Source organism: Streptomyces sp. NPDC059668 (assembly GCF_042734135.1).
In the GTDB taxonomy this organism is placed as follows: Bacteria; Actinomycetota; Actinomycetes; order Streptomycetales; family Streptomycetaceae; genus Streptomyces.
Window position 1 is genome coordinate 113134 of record NZ_JBHWEL010000020.1, and the last position, 17513, is coordinate 130646.

General features: G+C 72.4%; 15 protein-coding genes. 8 read left to right on the plus strand and 7 right to left on the minus strand.

What is annotated here, in order from left to right; all coding sequences use genetic code 11:
• Positions 1-162 precede the first annotated feature (162 nt).
• Genes ACFV2J_RS17340 through metK form a run of 3 tightly spaced genes read left to right on the plus strand, consistent with a single transcriptional unit; the run spans position 163 to position 2658 of the window.
• Positions 163-681 (plus strand): hypothetical protein, encoded by a 519-nt coding sequence (locus ACFV2J_RS17340; protein WP_385081542.1) that lies wholly within the window; start codon positions 163-165, stop codon positions 679-681.
• Positions 682-705: 24 nt separating this feature from the next.
• Positions 706-1407, plus strand: a complete 702-nt coding sequence (locus tag ACFV2J_RS17345; RefSeq protein ID WP_385081544.1) for a nucleosidase — start codon at positions 706-708, stop codon at positions 1405-1407.
• Positions 1408-1446: 39 nt separating this feature from the next.
• Complete coding sequence (metK, locus tag ACFV2J_RS17350; protein ID WP_385081546.1) at positions 1447-2658, plus strand: methionine adenosyltransferase; 1212 nt, start codon at positions 1447-1449, stop codon at positions 2656-2658.
• 122 nt (positions 2659-2780) lie between these two features.
• Here metK and ACFV2J_RS17355 read toward each other — a convergent pair whose 3' ends face one another.
• Entirely contained in the window at positions 2781-4145 is a 1365-nt protein-coding gene (locus ACFV2J_RS17355) for an acyltransferase (protein ID WP_385088447.1), read from the minus strand.
• A 312-nt stretch (positions 4146-4457) separates the two neighbouring features.
• Here ACFV2J_RS17355 and rfbH point away from each other — a divergent pair, with 312 nt between their 5' ends.
• A complete protein-coding gene (gene rfbH, locus ACFV2J_RS17360) occupies positions 4458-5759 on the plus strand; it encodes a lipopolysaccharide biosynthesis protein RfbH (RefSeq protein ID WP_385088448.1) in 1302 nt (433 codons plus the stop codon).
• Here rfbH and ACFV2J_RS17365 read toward each other — a convergent pair.
• Both ACFV2J_RS17365 and ACFV2J_RS17370 read right to left on the minus strand, forming a co-directional pair.
• Positions 5743-6990 (minus strand): macrolide family glycosyltransferase, encoded by a 1248-nt coding sequence (locus ACFV2J_RS17365; RefSeq protein ID WP_385088450.1) that lies wholly within the window; start codon positions 6988-6990, stop codon positions 5743-5745. The two genes, rfbH and ACFV2J_RS17365, sit on opposite strands and share 17 nt — an antisense overlap.
• An 86-nt stretch (positions 6991-7076) precedes the next feature.
• Complete coding sequence (locus ACFV2J_RS17370; protein WP_385088452.1) at positions 7077-7664, minus strand: dTDP-4-dehydrorhamnose 3,5-epimerase family protein; 588 nt, start codon at positions 7662-7664, stop codon at positions 7077-7079.
• A 207-nt stretch (positions 7665-7871) separates the two neighbouring features.
• On the opposite strand from ACFV2J_RS17370, the gene ACFV2J_RS17375 reads away from it, so the two are divergent.
• Complete coding sequence (locus ACFV2J_RS17375; RefSeq protein ID WP_385088454.1) at positions 7872-8855, plus strand: NAD-dependent epimerase/dehydratase family protein; 984 nt, start codon at positions 7872-7874, stop codon at positions 8853-8855.
• 612 nt (positions 8856-9467) lie between these two features.
• Here the strand turns inward: ACFV2J_RS17375 and ACFV2J_RS17380 are convergent.
• The 4 genes from ACFV2J_RS17380 to ACFV2J_RS17395 all read right to left on the minus strand — a co-directional run bounded on the left by ACFV2J_RS17380 (position 9468) and on the right by ACFV2J_RS17395 (position 12992).
• Positions 9468-10256, minus strand: coding sequence for an AfsR/SARP family transcriptional regulator (locus tag ACFV2J_RS17380; protein WP_356014518.1), 789 nt, complete (start codon positions 10254-10256; stop codon positions 9468-9470).
• Positions 10250-11260, minus strand: a complete 1011-nt coding sequence (gene rfbB, locus ACFV2J_RS17385; RefSeq protein ID WP_385088456.1) for a dTDP-glucose 4,6-dehydratase — start codon at positions 11258-11260, stop codon at positions 10250-10252. The genes ACFV2J_RS17380 and rfbB overlap by 7 nt, the downstream gene beginning before the upstream one ends.
• A gap of 174 nt (positions 11261-11434) precedes the next feature.
• On the minus strand, positions 11435-12688 hold the full coding sequence (locus tag ACFV2J_RS17390; protein WP_385088458.1) for an activator-dependent family glycosyltransferase: 1254 nt from the start codon (positions 12686-12688) through the stop codon (positions 11435-11437).
• Between the two features lie 106 nt (positions 12689-12794).
• Entirely contained in the window at positions 12795-12992 is a 198-nt protein-coding gene (locus ACFV2J_RS17395; RefSeq protein ID WP_385088460.1) for a ferredoxin, read from the minus strand.
• A 320-nt stretch (positions 12993-13312) separates the two neighbouring features.
• On the opposite strand from ACFV2J_RS17395, the gene ACFV2J_RS17400 reads away from it, so the two are divergent.
• From ACFV2J_RS17400 to ACFV2J_RS17410, 3 genes are all read left to right on the plus strand, one after another.
• A complete protein-coding gene (locus tag ACFV2J_RS17400) occupies positions 13313-14560 on the plus strand; it encodes a cytochrome P450 (protein ID WP_385088462.1) in 1248 nt (415 codons plus the stop codon).
• A gap of 62 nt (positions 14561-14622) precedes the next feature.
• Entirely contained in the window at positions 14623-15843 is a 1221-nt protein-coding gene (locus ACFV2J_RS17405; protein WP_385088464.1) for a cytochrome P450, read from the plus strand.
• Positions 15844-15864: 21 nt separating this feature from the next.
• Positions 15865-17457 (plus strand): acyltransferase, encoded by a 1593-nt coding sequence (locus ACFV2J_RS17410; RefSeq protein WP_385439383.1) that lies wholly within the window; start codon positions 15865-15867, stop codon positions 17455-17457.
• Positions 17458-17513: the final 56 nt, after the last annotated feature.

Consider the following 17513-nt stretch of genomic DNA (forward strand, 5'->3'; position numbering starts at 1 on the left):
TCACACACCCTGTCTCGGGGCCGCGCCCGGCCGGGCCCGGGGGGGGGGCGGGGGGGGGGGGGGCGGGGGGGGCCCCCCCCCCCGCCCCCCCCGGGGGGGCGCCCCCCCCCCCCACCGCCCAACCGCACACACACGCGCACACCCACGGGAACGGAGATCGCCGTGCCGGCAGCGGCAGGAATCGTCGACGACCTCACCGGATACGCCGAGTACGCCGGCTGGTCGCACACGCTGCACCGCAGCCACCCCGGAGGGCACCTGGTGCTGCCGGGCGCCTATCTGAAGTGGTACGACATCCGCGGCGCGGAGCAGGAGGCGACGCCCGAGGTGAGCGACCGGGCGCGGGTGTTCCTGCGCGCCGAGGAGGCGGCCGGACGGCTGGCGTTCCGCAAGGAGTTCGGCTACGTGCTGCTGCACCGCTGCGGCGACAACCACTTCATGCAGGTCTGCGTGTGGCGCGACCGCAACGAGCTGGTCCAGGCGATCTACGCCGACACCGGCGGCGGCTTCCGGCCCTACGAGCAGGAGCCCGGTCTCCAGCTCGCCGCCCAGGACGTCGTCGAACTGGACGTGACCGGGTACGAGCGTCGCGCCTGGTCGCTCTACCTGCGCTCGGCGCGTGACAGCGCCGCGAAGCGGGCCTACCTCGACGACTTCGACACCGAGCGCCCGGTGGGCTGACGCTTGCGAAAGGCAGGAAGCGACGTGTCCCTTCACCCGGTCACCGACCACGCGTTCGGCCCCCGCCTCATCGGTGAGGTCCGCTCCGACCGTCCGCTGATCGTCGCGGCCGTGGAACAGGAGGCGGCCCGCCTGGACGACAGGTTCCCCCTCCTGGTCACCGGGATGGGAAAGGTCAACGCGGCGGCGGCGCTCGCCCTCACCCTCTCCGGGGGCGAGCGCCCCGCCGGGATCGTCAACCTGGGCACGGCCGGGGCGCTGAAGGAGGGCCTGCCGGGCGGCGTCCACGAGATCTCCCGGGTCGTCCAGCACGACCTCGACACGGCCCTCCTGCACCGGATCAGCGGCCGCGTCTACGGTGCCCCCCTCACCGTGGGCGCGGACCGCGGACCCACCCTGGCGACCGGGGACACCTTCGTCACCGACTCCGCCGTCCGTGAACGGCTCGCCCTCGAGGCCGACCTCGTCGACATGGAGGGGTACGCCGTCGCGACCGTCGCACAGCACCTCAACATCCCCGTGCGCCTCGTCAAGTTCGTCAGCGACAGCGCCGACGAGGACGCGCACACCACCTGGCCCGAGGCCCTCGACCACGCCGCCGGGATCCTGGCCGGCTGGGTCGAGGAGCACATCGCCCCGCCCCGCACATCCCGCCGTCTCCCCCGCCGTACCCGCACGTCCGTCACCTTCACCGTCCACCCGCTGTCAGCGCCCCACGCCGCATAGGGCTGCACCGCCGACAGCCCTCGCACCCAAGGGAGCGCTGTGTCTCATCGCCTGTTCACTTCGGAGTCCGTGACAGAGGGACACCCCGACAAGATCGCCGACCAGATCAGCGACACCATTCTCGACGCCCTGCTGAGCCAGGACCCCACCTCGCGCGTGGCCGTGGAAACACTGATCACCACCGGTCTGGTGCACGTGGCCGGCGAGGTCGCGACCACGGCCTACGTGCCCATCGCCCAGCTCGTCCGCGACAAGATCCTGGAGATCGGCTACGACTCCTCCGTCAAGGGCTTCGACGGCCTGTCGTGCGGGGTGTCCACGTCGATCGGCACGCAGTCCCCCGACATCGCGCAGGGCGTCGACTCGGCGTACGAGAAGCGCGCCGGGAACGGGGAGAGCGACGACCTGGACCAGCAGGGCGCCGGCGACCAGGGCCTGATGTTCGGCTACGCGACGGACGAGACGCCGGAGCTGATGCCGCTGCCGATCCATCTGGCGCACCGGCTCTCCCACCGGCTGTCGCAGGTCCGCAAGAACGGGACGGTTCCCTATCTGCGCCCGGACGGCAAGACGCAGGTCACCATCGAGTACGACGGCGACCGGGCGGTCCGGCTGGACACCGTCGTCGTGTCCTCCCAGCACTCCGCGGACATCGACCTGGACTCCCTCCTCGCCCCCGACATCCGCGAGTTCGTGGTGGAGCCGGAGGTGCGGGCGCTGGCGGACAACGGCATCAAGCTGGACACCGAGGGCTACCGCCTGCTGGTCAACCCGACCGGCCGCTTCGAGATCGGCGGCCCGATGGGCGACGCCGGCCTGACCGGCCGCAAGATCATCATCGACACGTACGGCGGCATGGCCCGCCACGGCGGCGGCGCCTTCTCCGGCAAGGACCCCTCCAAGGTCGACCGCTCCGCCGCGTACGCGATGCGCTGGGTCGCCAAGAACGTCGTCGCCGCGGGCCTCGCCTCGCGCTGCGAGGTCCAGGTCGCCTACGCCATCGGCAAGGCGCGCCCGGTCGGCCTGTTCGTGGAGACCTTCGGCACCCACACCGTCGACGTCGAGCGGATCGAGAAGGCCATCGACGAGGTCTTCGACCTGCGCCCGGCCGCGATCATCCGCGACCTCGACCTGCTGCGCCCGATCTACGCGCAGACCGCCGCCTACGGTCACTTCGGCCGCGAGGGCGACGGCTTCACCTGGGAGCGCACCGACCGCGTCAACGCCCTGCGCACGGCCGTCGGCCTCTGAGGGCTGTCGGGGAGAGCGCGTCACGGCGCGCCCTGCCGCAACGCGCAGGGGCCCGGCATCCGCGGGGATGCCGGGCCCCTGCGCGTTCCCGCGGGGCGCCCCGGGCGGGCCGGGCAGGAGGCTCAGCCGTGGGGCGCGTACGCGTGCAGCCGCTTGGTCCACTCCGGTGCGAGCAGCGCCCGCGCGCTCTCGCGCGGGACGCTGAAGTGCACGTCGCGGCTGTCGTCGTCGGCCGGTGTGGGGGTGACCAGGAGCGTCCAGGGCACGGGGCTGGAGGGGAACTCGAACCAGAACGGCCGTCCCACGCCGAAGTCGATCTCGTAGACGGGCAGCCGGCTGACGTTGTTGACCGCGACGGTTCCCCCGAAGGCGTCCAGGGCCATGCGGCTCAGGACGAGGTGGGTGCGCCGGGCGTCGCGCTGGGCCTCCAGGAAGGCGACCTCGTCGCGGACCCGGTCGGCGGTGATGTCGTCGACGGCCCGGCGTACGGTCGCGACGGTGTCGGCGAGGGAGGCGGCGCGCAGTTCTCCGGCCGGCAGTTCCGGGGTGACGTTGGTGACGGCGTTGCCCCAGTATCCGTCGGGCAGGGCCGCGCGCAGGGCGGAGCGCAGGCCGACGACCATGCCGAGCCGCTCCACGCTGTCGTCGGGGCGCGCCCGCAGCTCGGCGAGGACCTTCCACAGGTGGGCGCTGAGGGCGTCGCCGCTGGAGACCCGCAGGCCGCTGCCGGCGAGCGAGGCGCGGGCGTGCTCCTTCAGCGCCCGTATCTCGTCGGCGGCGAAGCGCAGGGTGACGGTGCGCACCCGCCGCGCGCCGGCGTTGACCCGGAGGATGAAGCGGGCCTTCCGCGGTCCGGACACCAGGGCGTACTGGGTGCTGTGCCGTGCGGCGTCGGGCGCGGCGCCCTCCGCGAGGCCGTCCAGGAGGGTGCGGGCGTACGGCGCGGCGCGGTGCTCCTCGCCGTGGTGGACGCGCGACCAGTGCCGCAGGAAGTCGAGGTATCCCGCGCCGTCGACGATGCTGTGGTTGATCGCGATGCCGAGGACCGAACCGCCGCCGCGCATATGGGTGACCCGCACGGTCAGCAGGGGGGTGTCGTGGCCGACGATCCGGAAGGCGCTGGCCTTGTGGAGGTAGGAGCCGATGTCGTCCTTGGCGGAGTGGCCGAGTCCGTAGGCGGGCATGGGCCGGTCGCTGTGGCTCTCGGTGAACGGGACGCCCGCGTCGTCGCAGACGACGCTGAGCCCGCGGTCGTCGTCGCGGACCAGCCGTCCGGTCAGCAGCGGGTAGTGCGGCAGGGTCGCGGCGAGCGAGGCGCGCAGCGCCGCGGCGTCCAGGGTCCGGCGGTAGTAGAAGGTGCGCGGGGTCGCGAACGTGCCGGTCATGAGGTCGTAGACACTCAGGCGCACGCGCTCCGCGGTCGCCTCGCCGGCCCGGACGGTGACGGTGTGGTGCCGTGTCCGGGACGCAGCTGAAGAGTTGTTCACTGTGCCTCACTGAGATCGGTCTGCGGGCGCGGCTGTTGACCTGACACTCCAGCGTTCCGCGGACGGGGCGAGGAAATCCCTAGTCCCGGTGCGGGGGCCGTCCTCGTGGGTGCGCGGGTGGTCAACGGGCGTGCGCGGGGCCGGTTTTGGTGGATCCCTAGACTTGTCCGGCTGCGCTGGGCACGCCGGTGCGCGGTGTGTTGGGCTGGGTTTCCCGGACGGCAGACACCGGTCCGGGGACCCCGCTCGCACTTCCTGCCGTCGCGGCCACGGCTCCGTCCCCGCCGGCAGCCACAGGGAGGCCACCAGCCGATGGGCAACGACAAGACAGAGATCCTCGACCTGGTACGCGAGTACCACCGCTCCAACGCGTCCTCAGGATTCGTGCCCGGTATCACGTCCGTCATGGCCTCCGGTGCCGTCCTCGACGAGGAGGACCGGGTCGCGCTGGTCGAGGCGGCCCTGGACATGCGGATCGCCGCCGGACCGAGCTCGCGCAAGCTGGAACGCGCGCTGGCGAAGTACTTCGGCCTGCGCAAGGCGCATCTGACGAACTCCGGTTCGTCCGCGAACCTGCTGGCGCTCAGCTCGCTCACCTCGCCCCAGCTGGAGGACAGCCGTCTGGTGCCGGGCGACGAGGTGGTCACGGTGGCGGCCGGGTTCCCGACGACCGTCAACCCGATCATCCAGAACGGTCTGGTGCCGGTCTTCACCGACATCGAGATCGGCACGTACAACCCGACGCCGGAGCGGATCGAGCAGGCCATCGGACCGCGCACGCGGGCCATCATGGTCGCGCACGCGCTCGGCAACCCGTACGCCGTCGAGGAGATCGCGCAGATCGCCGACGACCACGGTCTGTTCCTCATCGAGGACAACTGCGACGCGCTGGGCAGCACCTACAAGGGCCGTCTCACCGGCACGTTCGGTGATCTGGCGACCGAGAGCTTCTACCCGGCGCACCACATCACGATGGGTGAGGGCGGGGTGGTCCTGACGGACAACCTGGCGCTGGCCCGGATCGTGGAGTCCATGCGCGACTGGGGCCGCGACTGCTGGTGCGAGCCGGCCGAGGACAACCGGTGCTTCAAGCGGTTCGAGCACCAGATGGGGACGCTGCCGGCCGGCTACGACCACAAGTACATCTTCTCGCACGTGGGCTACAACCTGAAGTCGACCGACGTGCAGGCGGCCCTGGGGCTGCAGCAGCTCTCGCACATCGACGAGTTCGGCAAGGCCCGGCGTCACAACTGGGCGCGGCTGCGGGAGGGCCTGGACGGTCTTCCGCACCTGATCCTGCCGGAGGCGACGCCGGGCAGCGATCCGAGCTGGTTCGGTTTCGCCATCACCGTCGTGCCGGGGGCCCCGTTCGCGCCGGGGGCGCTCATCGACCACCTGGAGTACAGCAAGGTGGCCACCCGGCGCTTCTTCGCGGGCAACCTCACCCGCCACCCGGCGTACGAGGGGCAGAAGTTCCGGGTCAGCGGTCCGCTGACCAACAGTGACATCACCACCGAGCGCACGTTCTGGATCGGTGTGTTCCCCGGTCTGACGGACGAGATGATCGACTACAGCATCTCGACGGTGAGCGAGTTCGTCACACTGCCCCACTGATGCCGGCCGGCCGGCCCGTGCGGTGCCGGCGGTGCTGTTCCGCCCAGCCCTGAAGGGTGTCGGCGGCTCGGGCGGCACCGCCGGCGTCGCGGACCGCGGCGCGCATCCGCCGCAGGGCGCCGGGGGTGCGCGGGTCGGCCAGCAGCCCGTTCACGGCGCCGGCCAGGACCTCGGCGTCGAGGCCGGTCCGCGACAGGGTGCGGCCGACCCCGCACTGCTCCAGCCGCTCGGCGCTGAGGCCGAGTTCGTGGGCGCGCGGGATGGCCACCACGGGTGTGGCGAAGTACAGGGCCTCCATGAGGCTGCCCATGCCGGCGTGGCAGACGAGGACGTCCGCGTGCGGCAGCACGGCCGGGTGCGGCAGCCACTCGTGGACCTCGACGTGCGGGGGCAGCGGCTCCAGCTGTGCGCGGTCGGCGCCGTGTCCGAGCGTCATCACGACGTGCCAGGAGGCCGGGTCGAAGGCCTGGGCGCAGGTGCGGAAGAAGTCGCCGCGGTCGCCCGACTCGGTGCCCAGGGACACCAGCGCGGTGCGCCGGCCGTCCGCCGGCGGCGACCAGAGGCCGGCCGGGGCCTCGGTGACCATGGGGCCCACGAACGCGAAGCGGTCGTCGAAGGTGTCGCCCTCGATCTGGAAGTCCCGTGGCAGGAAGACGAGGTTGTGCTCGTCCCACTCGGTGCCGTAGCGGCTCATCTCGTCCAGGCCGATGCCGTGTCCGCCCATGAACTCGATGAGGACGCCGGCGCCCTTGGCCATGACCGGGTCGGCCCGGTCCCACATCTGGGCGCGCAGGGAGAAGGTCTCGTTCGCCGCGTGGCTCGGGAACATCTGCACCGGCAGGGCGTCCAGGACCCGGGCGGCGACGCGTCCGGCGGCGACGTTCTCGAAGTCGTAGAGGACGGCGTCCGGGGGGTCCTGGGCGAGGGCGCTCAGCGCGGCGGGGAACACGGTCTCGATGGTGTCCACCAGCAACGCGTAGCCCTCTGCGGCCAGTTGGCCGGGGGCCGGGTCGGCGGCGCGGTAGAACTCGCCGCGCGCGGAGGTGTAGGTGACGGCGCGGGCGCCCGCCTCCTCGACCAGGCTCGCGTACCGCTCGTCCACGACGTAGGTCACCCGGTGGCCGGCGGCGACGAGCGCGCGGGCGACGCCGAGGCTCGGAGCGACGTGCCCGAAGTCCGCGAAGGGCAGGACGGCGCAGTGGAGCGGGCGGGGGTCGGTGCGGTGCGGCATCGGCTGTTCCTTCGGTACGGCGGCGGCCTCGGACGGTGCGCCCGCGGCCGCCGGGGTGGGAGGCGGCCCCGCTGCCGGAGAACCGGTCACGTGCCGCGCAGCGCCGCGTAGTGGGCGAGGCAGTCCTCGTAGCGCGGCAGCAGGCCTGTGCGGCGGGCGGTGGCGACGGAGACGGCCCGGGAGTCCTTGGCCGACATCAGCGGGGTCTCCGAGAGCTGCCACGGTAAGTCCAGTTCGGCGTCGAGGGGGTCGATGTCGATCTGGGTGCCGGGGACGAACTCGGTGGAGCACAGGTAGGAGACGCAGGTGTCGTCGGTGAGGGCGAGGAAGCCGTGCACGAGCCCTTCGGAGACGAAGACGCTGTCGCCGGACTCGGCGCTCATCCAGTTCGCCTCGTGCACGCCGAAGGTGGGCGAGCCGAGGCGCACGTCGACGACGATGTCGAGGATCGCGCCGCGTACGACGCACACGACCTTCGCCTGGCCGGGTGGCAGCAGGGTGCCGTGGAGCCCGCGCAGGGTGCTCCTGCGGGAGACCGAGTAGTTCACCTGCACCAGGGGCACCGGTCTGCCGATCTCCTCGGCCAGCCTGTCGTGGCGGAACGACTCGTAGAAGTTCCCGCGCACATCGCCGATCTTGTGCGGTGTGATGTGGAAAGCGTCCGGCACAGCCATCTCTCGAACCTTCATGGTGGCAGCACCATAGGACGCGTCGTTCGAGGACCGCTGAAGGGCCGCGCAGGGCACGGTCGAGTCGAACCGTCCTGGAGAGGTCCTCGATCGCCGGGTGCCACAGTGACCGCACAAATCCGACGTCCGCCGCAGTGGCGCACCGGGACGACGTACGGGTGCGGGGCGACCCGGACCAAAGGGGGGATCGGCATGTCGCTGGTCGGTACGCAGCAAGTGCCCGGAGCGCCGGACGGATCGTCCGGCCGGGTGGTCGTCCTCGGCGCGACCGGTTTCGTCGGCCGGCACGCGGGCGCTGCCCTGGAGGCGGCCGGCCACGAGGTCATCGCCGTCGCACGGCAGGCCGCGAAGACACCGGCCTCGTGGCAGTTCTGCCCGATGGACCTGGTCAAGGACGGGCCGGACGCGCTGACGAGGCTGATCGACGCGGAGCGGCCGGTGGCCGTCGTCAACGCGGCCGGCGTGGCCTGGTCGTCGTCGGTCGGCGTCATGCGGCAGGGCAACCAGCTGCTCGTGGAGCAGCTGCTGGCGGCGCTGGACGCCGCCTCGTGGCAGCCGCGCCTGGTGCATCTGGGCTCGGTGCACGAGTACACGCCGCAGCCCGCGGGCGTCCTGCTCGCCGAGGACTCCCCCACCGATCCCGCGACGGACTACGGGCAGTCGAAACTGCTCGGCAGCCAGGCCGTTCTGCGCTCCGCCCGGGAGGGCCGGACGAACGCGGTGGTGCTGCGGCTGTCGAACGTCATCGGCGCCGGTATCCCGCCCGGCAGTCTGCTGGGCCGGGTGGCGCAGCAGCTGCTCGCCCGGCCGGCGCCGGGTGGGCCCGTCACGGTGCAGCTGTCCCCGCTGCGCAGCAGCCGGGACTTCGTCGACGCCGAGGACGCGTCCGGGGCGGTCGTGGCCGCGACGCGGACGCCGGGTGCGCAGGGCAGGGTGGTGAACATCGGCAGCGGCACCTCGCTGCATGTGCGCACCGTGGTCGACCGGCTGATCGCGGCGAGCGGGCGGGCGGTGCGGCTGGTCGAGGACACCGGCGGTACCGTCCGGCCCGCCGCGGACGCGGACTGGATGTGCGTGGACGTCACCGCGGCGCGCGAGCTGCTGGGCTGGTCGCCCCGCCGCGGGCCCGAGGAGGCCGTGCGGGATCTGTGGAAGGCGGCGGAACGTTCCGTCTGAGCCGCCGGGGCCGGGGCCGCGCGGACGCGGACGCGGACGCGCGGCGCGGGCACGCGGATGCGGCCGCAGGGCCGCAGGGCCGCAGGGCCGCAGGGCCGCAGGCACACGCACCGGACACAGAGCCGCGGGCACACGGACGCGGCCACGGACCGGACACAGGGCCCCATGCGCAGAGCCGAGGACACGGGGCCGCAGGCGCACGGCGCGGACACACGAACGCAGGCCGCAGGCACATCAACCGGGCACAGGGCCACGGACGCGGGGCAGCGGATACCCCTGGCACGGACGCGAGGACGCGGACGCGAGGACGGGCGCAGGGCCGCAGGCGGACGGCCGCCGACGCAGGGGCGCGGACGGACAGGCGCGCAGACGGACAGGCCGGACGCAGGCGCGCAGACGGACAGGCCGGACGCAGGGGCGCGGACTGACAGGCGCGGACGCAGGGGCGCGGGCGGACAGGCCGGGCGCGGGGCGGCGGGCAGGCGGCGCGGAACACCGGTGGCCTCGGGGCGCCGGACAGGTCACGGCGCGGGCGTGCGGGTGCGGGAGGGCCGGGGCGGGCGTGCCGTGGAAGGGCCGGGGCGGGCGTGAGCCCGTCCGGCGGCTCCCCGTTCAGCCCGGCAGCAGGCTGAGGTCGGCGGTGGTGACCCGGTCCATGAGGACGTGCTGGCGGATCTGCTGCAGTCCCGCGGAGGGTTCCAGGCCCAGTTCGTCTCGGAGCAGCTGGCGCAGCCGCTGGTAGACCTGGAGGGCCTCGCTGCTGCGGCCGCAGCGCTGGAGCGCGATGATGAGGCCGCCCTGGAACCACTCGTGGAGCGGGTAGGTGCTGGCCAGTTCCTTGAGTTCCGCGACGAGTTCGCGGTGCTGGCCGAGTCCGAGCCCGGCGGTGATGCGCAGTTCCAGGGCGTGCATGTGGAGCTCCTCCAGGCGCAGCGCGTACGCCTGGAGGCAGGGGCCCTGGCCGATGTCGGCGAACGGCTGGCCGGACCACCAGGCCAGTGCGGCCTGGAGGCGTTCGGTGGCCGTGCGGGCGTCACCGGCCTCGATCGCGGACCGTGCCTGGACGGTGAGCCGTTCGAACTCCTCGGCGTCGTAGTCCCCGGGGGCCACCCGCAGGATGTAGCCGGTGGCCCTGGTGACGAGCGGTCCCGTTCCGGCGGCCGTCTCGTCGTCGCTCTGCAGGAGTTTGCGCAGCTGGTAGACGTAGGTCTGGACGGTGGCGGTGGCGCTGCGCGGCGGGGTGCGCTCCCACAGTTCGCCGGCGATCGCGGAGATCGACACCAGGGTGTTGCGGCGGGCCAGCAGGAGCGCCAGCATCTGGCGGACCTTGGGGGCGGTGGGTGTCACGGGCCGTCCGTCCCGAGTCACCTCCAGCAGTCCCAGGGTGCGGAAGGTCAGCATGCGGGGGTCCCGGTCGCGGACCCGTCGGTCTCGGTGACGGCGGGCTCCCACCAGTCGCGGTTGTCGCGGTACCAGGCGACGGTCTCGGCGAGGCCCTCGGTGAAGTCCTTCTGCGGTTTGTAGCCGAGCTCGGTGTGGGCCTTGCTCCAGTCGACCGAGTAGCGGCGGTCGTGGCCCTTGCGGTCGGTGACGTACTCGACCTGGTCCCAGGACGCGCCGCACGCCTCCAGGAGGCGTTCGGTGAGCCGGCGGTTGTCGAGCTCGGTGCCGCCGCCGATGTTGTAGATCTCGCCGGCCCGTCCCCGGGTGCGGACCAGTTCGATGCCGCGGACGTGGTCGTCGATGTGCAGCCAGTCGCGCACGTTCATCCCGTCGCCGTACAGCGGGACCTTCCTGCCCTGCAGGAGGAGGCTGACGAAGAGCGGGATGATCTTCTCGGGGTACTGGTGGTGACCGTAGTTGTTGGAGCAGCGGGTCACCCGTACGTCCAGGTCGTGGGAGCGGTGGTAGACCAGGGCGAGCAGGTCGCTGGCGGCCTTGGACGCGGCGTAGGGCGAGTTGGGGTTCACGGACTGCTCCTCGGAGCAGGAGCCGGTCGAGATGGAGCCGTAGACCTCGTCGGTGGAGACGTGCACGAAGGTGCCGATGCCGTGCTGCAGTGCGGCGTCCAGGAGCACCTGGGTGCCCATGACGTTGGTGCGGACGAACTCGGCGGAGCTGGACAGCGAGCGGTCGACGTGCGACTCGGCCGCGAAGTGGACGACCTGGTCGTGCTCGGCGATGAGGGGGCCGACGACGTCCGGGTCGCAGATGTCGCCGACGACGAGCCGGAAGCGGGGGGAGTCGGCGACCTCGTCGAGGCTGGCCCGCTTGGCCGCGTAGGTGAAGGCGTCCAGGACGGTCACCGAGACGTCGTCGGGGCCGAGGGGGCCGAGGAGGGTGCGGACGTAGTGGGAACCGATGAAGCCGGCACCGCCGGTCACCAGGATGCGTGTCTGACTCATCGGGATTGCGGCGCCAGGTACCCCGTCGGGGTCGCGGTTGACGCCGTCCTCCTTCCTCGTGTGTGCGGTGTGGTGCGTGAATCCGGCCGGTGGGCCGGTCTGTTCGGGGCGGCGTGCTCGGGGCGGTGCGTTCGGGCCGTGCGTCCGGGCCGTGCGCGTCGGGGGGCGGCGGTGTCAGCGGCCGGCGACCAGTTGTTCCAGTTGGCCGACCAGGGCGTGCGGGCTGGGCAGGGCCGCGGCCTCGTCCCGCAGCCGTCCCGCGGCGGCCGCGAACGACGGTTCCTCCACGAGCATGCGGGTGTGCACGAGGACCTGGCCGGCGTCGACGTCGCTGTGGTGGACGAAGATCCCGGCGCCGGCCTTCTCCACCGCGCGTCCGCGCAGTTCCTGGTCGGCGACGTTGGTCGACAGGGCGAGCTGCGGGACGCCGTTGACGAGGGCGGTGGCGAAGGAGCCCCAGCCGCCGTGGTGGATGACGGCGGAGCAGGTGGGCAGCAGCGTGTTCAGGGCGATCCCGCTGACGGCGCGCACGTTGGGGGGCAGGTCTCCGAGCTGTTCGGCCTGTTCGGGCATGAGCGCGGCGACCACGTCGATGTCGAGTGCGCCCAGGGACCTGAGGATGTCGTAGAGGGGGACGTAGTCACCGCCGTAGGCCTCGCTGTTGGTGCGGCCGAGCGTGACGCACACCCGGGGCGACTTGGGCCGCTCGCGCAGCCAGTCCCACTGCACGGCGGGGCCGTTGTAGGGGATGTAGCGCATGGGCAGTTGGTGCAGTTCGCTCGGCAGCCGCAGGCTCGGGGGCAGGGTGTCGATCGTGAACTGGCCGTTGAGGAGTTCCTCGTCGCAGGACACGCCGTAGGTGCGGGCCCGTTCGTCGATCCACTCGGCGAGCGGGTCGGTGCGCTCGGCCTCGGGGACGTCGCGGGCGAGGTCGACGAAGGTGCTCCTGGCCTGCCCGTACACGTCGGCGCACCACAGCAGGCGGGCATGGGCCGCGCCGCAGGCGCGTGCGGCGACCGCGCCTGCGTAGGCGATGGGGTCGCGGATGACGAGGTCGGGCCGCCAGTCGCGGGCGAGGGCCACCATGTCGTCCATGACGGGGTCGTTGTAGCGGGCGAAGCCCCAGGGGACGCTGATCTCGTAGCGTTCGCGCAGGGTGGCCCAGTCGACCTGGCCGGGGCCGAGGTGGCTCCAGTTGGCGACGTCGGCGTCCTGGGACTCGCGGGCGAGGGCCATGTCCGCGTGCAGCAGGGTGTGGTCGTCGGTGCCCACGGGGGCGGCCACCAGGCCGACCCCGGTGATGGCGGGGGTCAGCGACGGAGAGTTGGCCATCAGCACGTCGTGCCCGGCCGTGACGAAGGCCCAGGCCAGCGGCACCATGGTGTTCAGGTGCGACTTCTCCGACAGGCCGGCGAACAGAACGCGCATGGCATCCTCTCGTTCGTAGAAGGTCTGCGGCCGGGCCGCGGGACATCGAGGAGGGCCCGGCGGAAGGCGAGCCGGGCGCCGCCGCCCGGCCGGCTGCCGGAGCCGCTCAGTCCTCCTGGAGGGTGATGGCACCCAGCGGGCAGGATTCGTGCGCTTCGCGGATCGCCTCGTGGTGGTCGCTCCCCGGCCGTTCGATCAGGAGCAGGGCGCGGCCGTCGGTCTCGTCCTGGTCGAAGACCTCGGGCGCGATCAGTACGCACTGACCCGCTCCCATGCACTTGTCCTGGTCGATCGCGATGTCCATGCCGGCCTTCCGCGTCGTGGGCGGTACGGGTGGGCGCCCCGCTGCCGGGGCGTGCCCATCTTGGGGCGTGGGCGGGCCCGTTGCGGCGGTGGGCCGTCACTGTCTGGGGTTTCCTCCAGAGATTGCGTCCGCCGCCGGGCCCTCGCGCGGGGGCCCGGCGGGCGGTACTCGGTGAATCCCTAGACTGCGCGGCCGTTCCTGGCCCCGGTCCTGCGCCGCGTGCTGGAGTGACGCGAGAGCCGGGCCCGTCGGGCGCCGGTCGAATTCGGCGCGTCGCGGGCCGCGATCGCGACCGGGCCGCACGAGAGGGGGAACCACTGGTGGCGGAGGAAGGCACCTCGGACGTCGGTGTGACGCGGGAAGTGGCGGATCCGGCGCCCGGCGCGGCGCCGGGACCCGGCATCGGCAAGGCTCCCTCGGTGGAGCCGGACGGCGGGACGACGCTGCTCGCCTGGCTCGCGCGGATGCGCGCGGAGTGCCCGGTCTGGCGTGACGAGGCGGGCCAGGTGCACCTGTTCCGGTACGAGGACGTGCAGCGTGTCCTCGCCGACCCGGCGACGTTCTCGTCCGACACCGTGGGCCGTCTGTCGGGCGGTGAACGGCAGGCTCCGCGCGGCACTCTGCTGCTGCTGGACCCGCCGTTGCACGGCAAGATGCGCCGCCTGGTCAGCCGTGCCTTCACGCCGGGGCTGATCTCCGGTCTCGAACCGTGGATCACCGATCTGACCGCCGAACTGCTGGAGTCGGCCGGCTCCGACCGCTTCGATCTGGTGGACGTGCTCGCCAACCCGCTGCCGGTCACGGTGATCGCGCGGATGCTCGGCGTGCCGACGGCCGACCGGGATCTGTTCCAGGGGTGGGCGGACCAGCTGCTGTCGACGGATCCGGAGGATCCCGCGAGCGTGCAGCGGATGGAGGAGACCGGCGCCGTCATCTCGGCGTATCTGCAGGGTTTCATCGACGAGCGGCGCCGGGAGCGGCAGGACGACCTGCTGGGCACCCTGGTGCACGCGGAGCTCGACGGCGAGCGCCTCGACGACGAGGACATCGCGAGTTTCGCGACCCTGCTGCTGCTCGCGGGGCACGTCACCACCTCGGTGCTGCTGGGCAACACGCTGATGTGCCTGGACGGGGAGCCGGAACTGTTCGAACGGGTCCGTGAGGACCGGTCGTTGGTGCCGGCCGTGATCGAGGAGACCCTGCGGCTGCGTCCGCCGTTCACGCGGATCGAGCGGGTCACCACGGCCGAGACCGAGTTCCACGGGACGAGCCTCGCCCCCAACACCCTGGTGCACCTGTGGCTGTTGTCGGCCAACCTGGACGAGGAGGTCTTCGAGGACGCGGCCGCCTTCCGCCCGGACCGCTCCAACTCCCGCCAGGCCGCCTTCGGTCACGGCATCCACTACTGCATCGGGGCGCCGCTGGCCCGGCTGGAGGGGCGTGTCGCCCTGAACGCGCTCCTCGACCGGTTCGCCCGGATCGAGGTCGACCCCGACGCGCGGCTGACGTACCACGGCACCAACGTCTACGGCGCCCGGCACCTGCCGCTGGCCGTCAAGCGTGCCTGACACCCCACCAGCTCCCGCCCCACGACACCCGACGGCGTAGCCGGCACACCAACGGAGTGACCATGAAGACACGGCCCGACGCACCCGTCATCCCGGCGGACCGGGGAAAGTGCCCGTTCGATCCGCCGGCGGCGTACGCCCGCCTGCGCGCGGAGAACCCCATCAGTCCCATCACCTTCCAGGTGGCCCCGGCGGACACCTCGGGCTGGCTGGTCACCCGGCACGACCTGGTGCGGCAGATCCTGGCCGACAACCGCTTCAGCCACCGCAACGAGCTGCTGGCCCACGTGGTCGCGCCGCCGTTCCCGATGGACGAGTACAACCCCCAGCCCTCCCCGCCGGGTTCGTTCGCGAAGACGGACGCGCCCGAGCACTCCAAGTACCGCCGGCTGCTGGCCGGGCACTTCACGGTCCGCCGGATCCAGCAGTTCGAGCCGGAGCTGACCCGCATCATCGGCGAGACCCTCGACGAGATGGCGGCGCAGGGCTCGCAGGCCGATCTGCTGACGTCGTTCGCCGAGGTGGTGAGCGTGCGCACGGTGCAGTCCCTGATGGGGGCCTCCGCCGAGCTGATGGCGGTCATCTCGAAGCACTTCTCGGCGATGATGACGCTGACGTACACGCTGGAGGAGTTCATCCACCACGTCGAGTCCATGGACGCGGCGCTGCGGCCCATGGTCCGCGAGCGGATGAAGGAGCGGGGCGACGACTTCTTCGGTCAGCTGGCCTCCACCGGTGAGCTGACCGAGGAGGAGATGGTCAACCTCGCGGTCCTCACCCTGGGCGGCTCCCTCGACACGACGCCCAACATGCTGGCCCTGAGCACGTTCGCGCTGCTGGAGCAGCCGGAGCAGCTGGCCCTGCTGCGCAGCCGTCCCGAGCTGTACGAGGCCGGTGCCGTCGACGAGTTGATGCGGTACCTGACCATCTCGCAGATGGGGTCCAGCCGTTGCGCGCTGGAGGACGTCGAGATCGAGGGCGTCACCATCAAGGCCGGGCAGACCGTCGTCCTGTCGCTGCCCGCCGCCAACCGCGACCCCTCGGTCTTCACCGACCCCGACGCCCTCGACGTCACCCGTATCCCGCGCAAGCACCTGGCGCTCGGGTTCGGGGCGCACCAGTGCCTGGGCCAGCACCTGGCCCGCGCCACCCTCAGGATCGGTCTGCGCACGCTGTTCGAGCGCTTCCCGAAGCTGCGGCTGGCCACGCCCGCGGACGAGGTGCCGCTGCGTGACCGTGCCGTGCACTACGGGGTCGACAGCCTGCTCGTGGCCTGGGACTGATCGGCCGCGAGGAGGACCACCGTGACGACGAACACGACCGACCCGACGGACACGCCCGGCACGCCCGGCACGCCCGACCCGGCCGGCCCGCAGAAGACGCCGAAAACCGGCCCGCCCGGCACGACGGACACGCCCAGTACCCCCAGTACGAGGAGTACGACGAGCGGAACGGGCCGCGCGCGCAGGGCGGGGCGGGCGGGCGGCACGAAGGGCGGGAAGGGCAAGGCGCCCGTGCCGGCCTTCCGCCACGCCGTGGAGAGCCAGGAGGAGCGGACCTTCCTGGTCCGCGCCGGCACGTCCGGCGGCACCCGGGTCCGGCTGAGCGGTTACGACCTGCTGACCGGTCCCTGGTACACGCCGATGACGTTCTTCTACCGGAACACGCTGGACGGCGCGGAACTGCGCGCGTCCCTGGCGCGCACGCTGCGCCGCTACCCGCCGCTGGCCGGCCGTCTCACCCGGGACCCGGACGGCGGCCTGAGCGTGCTCTGCAACGACGCGGGGGTCCGCTTCACCGAGGCGGTGTCGGCGGAGCCCATGCGGGAGTACGGGCCCGGTCTGCGCGCCGAGCCGGTGATCGGCAATCTGCTGCGGGAGGTCAGCGCCTTCCGGGTCGTCGACCGGGACACCCCGCTGCTGAAGATCCGGCTGACCCAGATGCGCGGCGGCGGCTCGGTCCTCGGCGTGACGATCAACCACAGTCTCGCGGACGGCGGGAACACCCTCGCGTTCCTGGAGAACTGGTCGCGCGAGCACCACGGGCTGGCTCTCTCGGAGCCGTCCCACGACCGTGACGTCCTGGACGCGCTGGGCCGGGAGTCCCGGGATCCCGCGACGGTGGCCTCGCGCGCGTTCATCGGCGTCTCCCGGCTGCGGCTGCTGACCACGAACCTCAAGGTCGGTCTGCACAAACTCGCGACGGTGGCCACCCGCTTCGAGGCCGCCGAGCTCGCCGCGATGAAGAAGGCCGCACAGCGGCAGCTGACCGGCGAGGGCTCCTGGGTCTCCACCAACGACGTGCTGACCGCGCACCTCTGGCAGGTGTTCGGCGAGCTGCGCGGCCGGGACGACGCGGCGGCCGAGTGGCTCGGCATGATCGTCAGCGCGCAGTCCCTGCTCGGTGACGCGCTGCCCGCCGGGTACTGGGGCAACTGCGTCAGCAACAGCTGGACCGGCGCCTCGGCGGCGGCGCTGCGCGAGCGTCCGCTGGGACACGTCGCCCAGGACGTCCGGGCCTGTCTGGACGCCAACACCGCCGAGAAGATCCGGGACGAGATCGGCTTCCTCAACTCCTATCGCGGGGCGGGGGTGTCACGGCACGTCATGTCGGTGCGGGCGCCGGACGTCTTCGAGACGGCGCTGTCCGTCAACAACTGGTCGCGGTTCCCGATGTACCGCATCGACCTGGGCGGCGGAAAACCGTTCTGGTACGAGTTCCCGGACCTTCCGGTGCCGACGGTGCACATCGCGCCGACGCCCGCCGAGGACGGGGGCCGGGACGTCTATCTGTGCCTGGCCCTGGAGCACGCGGCCGTGGTGCGCGACCCGGCCTGGATGGAGCGCCTGCACGTCCACGGGCGGACCGGCGGGGGCGGCGTTCCCGCCGGGAAGTGAGGCGGGCGAGGGGGTCGGCCGTGCTCTCGTTGCGCCACAGTGCGGCGAGCGTGTGC

Bases quoted from the DNA above. Each gene is read 5' to 3' on its own strand.
- ACFV2J_RS17375 (WP_385088454.1), top strand. From the start codon at position 7,872: ATGTCGCTGGTCGGTACGCAGCAAGTGCCCGGAGCGCCGGACGGATCG.
- ACFV2J_RS17365 (WP_385088450.1), bottom strand. From the start codon at position 6,990: ATGCCGCACCGCACCGACCCCCGCCCGCTCCACTGCGCCGTCCTGCCC.
- rfbB (WP_385088456.1), bottom strand. From the start codon at position 11,260: ATGAGTCAGACACGCATCCTGGTGACCGGCGGTGCCGGCTTCATCGGT.
- ACFV2J_RS17395 (WP_385088460.1), bottom strand. From the start codon at position 12,992: ATGGACATCGCGATCGACCAGGACAAGTGCATGGGAGCGGGTCAGTGC.
- rfbH (WP_385088448.1), top strand. From the start codon at position 4,458: ATGGGCAACGACAAGACAGAGATCCTCGACCTGGTACGCGAGTACCAC.
- ACFV2J_RS17370 (WP_385088452.1), bottom strand. From the start codon at position 7,664: ATGGCTGTGCCGGACGCTTTCCACATCACACCGCACAAGATCGGCGAT.
- ACFV2J_RS17380 (WP_356014518.1), bottom strand. From the start codon at position 10,256: ATGCTGACCTTCCGCACCCTGGGACTGCTGGAGGTGACTCGGGACGGA.
- ACFV2J_RS17405 (WP_385088464.1), top strand. From the start codon at position 14,623: ATGAAGACACGGCCCGACGCACCCGTCATCCCGGCGGACCGGGGAAAG.
- ACFV2J_RS17390 (WP_385088458.1), bottom strand. From the start codon at position 12,688: ATGCGCGTTCTGTTCGCCGGCCTGTCGGAGAAGTCGCACCTGAACACC.